This is a genomic window from Catenovulum sp. 2E275 (genome assembly GCF_025515275.1).
Lineage (GTDB): Bacteria > Pseudomonadota > Gammaproteobacteria > Enterobacterales > Alteromonadaceae > Catenovulum.
This window is the reverse complement of the sequence record NZ_JAOPFU010000090.1, coordinates 1-3,053: the sequence shown is the minus strand read 5'-3', so window position 1 is coordinate 3,053 and position 3,053 is coordinate 1. Positions and strand designations below refer to the sequence as shown.

Genomic DNA, 3,053 nt, shown 5'->3' with positions numbered 1-3,053 from the left:
GCTCTTTAACAATCTGGACAAGCAAGTAATAAAGAAAAAAGTTCAATCAAGTTGAACTGGTATTCGAAAACTGGCGAATAGTTGCAAATGCAACTCGGATAAATATTCGGGTTGTATGGTTAAGTGACTAAGCGTGCACGGTGGATGCCTAGGCAATTGGAGGCGATGAAGGACGTGTTAATCTGCGATAAGCTGTGACGAGTCGATAAAAGACGCATGAGTTACAGATTTCCGAATGGGGCAACCCACTCTTTATAGAGTATCTGCATCTGAATACATAGGGTGTAGAGGCAAACCGGGAGAACTGAAACATCTAAGTACCCCGAGGAACAGAAATCAACCGAGATTCCCTAAGTAGCGGCGAGCGAACGGGGAACAGCCGATGAATTTAAGCGTAATAGAACATTCTGGAAAGTTTGACCATAGTGGGTGATAGTCCCGTATATGAAGCGTTTAAGTTCACGTATTAAGTAGGTCGGAACACGTGTTATTTTGACTGAAGACGGGGGGACCATCCTCCAAGGCTAAATACTCCCAATTGACCGATAGTGAACCAGTACCGTGAGGGAAAGGCGAAAAGAACCCCTGTGAGGGGAGTGAAATAGAACCTGAAACCGTGTACGTACAAGCAGTGGGAGCGGATTTATTCCGTGACTGCGTACCTTTTGTATAATGGGTCAGCGACTTATATTTAGTAGCAAGGTTAACCGAATAGGGGAGCCGTAGCGAAAGCGAGTGTTAACTGCGCGTAGAGTTGCTAGGTATAGACCCGAAACCCGGCGATCTACCCATGGGCAGGTTGAAGGTTGAGTAACATCAACTGGAGGACCGAACCCACTAACGTTGAAAAGTTAGGGGATGACCTGTGGGTCGGAGTGAAAGGCTAATCAAGCCGGGAGATAGCTGGTTCTCCCCGAAAGCTATTTAGGTAGCGCCTCGGACGAATACCTCAGGGGGTAGAGCACTGTTAAGGCTAGGGGGTCATCCCGACTTACCAACCCTTTGCAAACTCCGAATACCTGAGAGTACTATCCGGGAGACACACGGCGGGTGCTAACGTCCGTCGTGAAGAGGGCAACAACCCAGACCGCCAGCTAAGGTCCCAAATGCTTATTAAGTGGGAAACGATGTGGGAAGGCTTAGACAGCTAGGAGGTTGGCTTAGAAGCAGCCACCCTTTAAAGAAAGCGTAATAGCTCACTAGTCGAGTCGGCCTGCGCGGAAGATGTAACGGGGCTAAATAAGCAACCGAAGCTGCGGATTTACGCTTATGCGTAAGTGGTAGGGGAGCGTTCTGTAAGCGGTTGAAGGCAAAGCTGTAAAGCATGCTGGACGTATCAGAAGTGCGAATGCTGACATGAGTAACGATAAGGGGAGTGAAAACCTCCCCCGCCGAAAGACCAAGGTTTCCTGTCCCATGCTAATCAGGGCAGGGTAAGTCGGCCCCTAAGGCGAGGCAGAAATGCGTAGTCGATGGGAAACGGGTTAATATTCCCGTACTTTTTATAACTGCGACGGAGAGACGGAGCAGGCTAGGCTAGCATGGCGTTGGTAGTCCATGTGAAAGTGTGTAGGTTGGTGGTTTAGGCAAATCCGGACCGCTAAGACTGAGACACGAGACGAGGCACTAAGGTGCTGAAGTAGTTGATGCCATACTTCCAGGAAAATCTTCTAAGCTTCAGGTTATAAAGAACCGTACCCCAAACCGACACAGGTGGTCAGGTAGAGAATACTAAGGCGCTTGAGAGAACCTGGGTGAAGGAACTAGGCAAAATAGTACCGTAACTTCGGGAGAAGGTACGCCACGTTATTGTGAAGGGCTTTACGCCTGGAGCGAGAGGTGGTCGAAGTAACCAGGTGGCTGGAACTGTTTATTAAAAACACAGCACTGTGCTAAATCGAAAGATGACGTATACGGTGTGACACCTGCCCGGTGCCGGAAGGTTAATTGATGGGGTTAGCGTAAGCGAAGCTCTTGATCGAAGCCCCGGTAAACGGCGGCCGTAACTATAACGGTCCTAAGGTAGCGAAATTCCTTGTCGGGTAAGTTCCGACCTGCACGAATGGTGTAATCATGGCCACGCTGTCTCCACCCAGGACTCAGTGAAATTGAAATCGCAGTGAAGATGCTGTGTACCCGCGGCTAGACGGAAAGACCCCGTGAACCTTTACTACAGCTTGGCAGTGAACATTGAACCTACATGTGTAGGATAGGTGGGAGGCTTTGAAGCAGCGACGCTAGTTGTTGTGGAGCCATCCTTGAAATACCACCCTTGTATGTTTGATGTTCTAACGTTGACCCCTAATCGGGGTTGCGGACACTGCCTGGTGGGTAGTTTGACTGGGGCGGTCTCCTCCCAAAGCGTAACGGAGGAGCACGAAGGTTGGCTAAGTACGGTCGGACATCGTACGGTTAGTGTAATGGCATAAGCCAGCTTAACTGCGAGACAGACACGTCGAGCAGGTACGAAAGTAGGTCATAGTGATCCGGTGGTTCTGAATGGAAGGGCCATCGCTCAACGGATAAAAGGTACTCCGGGGATAACAGGCTGATACCGCCCAAGAGTTCATATCGACGGCGGTGTTTGGCACCTCGATGTCGGCTCATCACATCCTGGGGCTGAAGTCGGTCCCAAGGGTATGGCTGTTCGCCATTTAAAGTGGTACGCGAGCTGGGTTTAGAACGTCGTGAGACAGTTCGGTCCCTATCTGCCGTGGGCGTTTGAGAATTGAGGGGGGCTTCTCCTAGTACGAGAGGACCGGAGTGGACGAACCTCTGGTGTTCGGGTTGTCATGCCAATGGCATTGCCCGGTAGCTAAGTTCGGAATCGATAACCGCTGAAAGCATCTAAGCGGGAAGCGAGCCCCGAGATGAGTTCTCACTGAGCTTAAAGTTCCTGTAGGGCCCTTGTAGACTACAAGGTTGATAGGTTGGATGTGTAAGTGCTGTGAGGCATTGAGCTAACCAATACTAATTACCCGTGAGGCTTAACCATACAACGCCGAATGTTTATTAAAGCATGTGGTTTAGAATACTAGATTGATTGAATTTTT

The 3,053-nt window shown here is 49.8% G+C and carries 1 rRNA gene; it reads left to right on the top strand.

The window, feature by feature from the left end:
• Nucleotides 1–117: 117 nt before the first annotated feature.
• Nucleotides 118–2,995 (top strand): 23S ribosomal RNA (locus tag N7931_RS19060).
• Nucleotides 2,996–3,053: the final 58 nt, after the last annotated feature.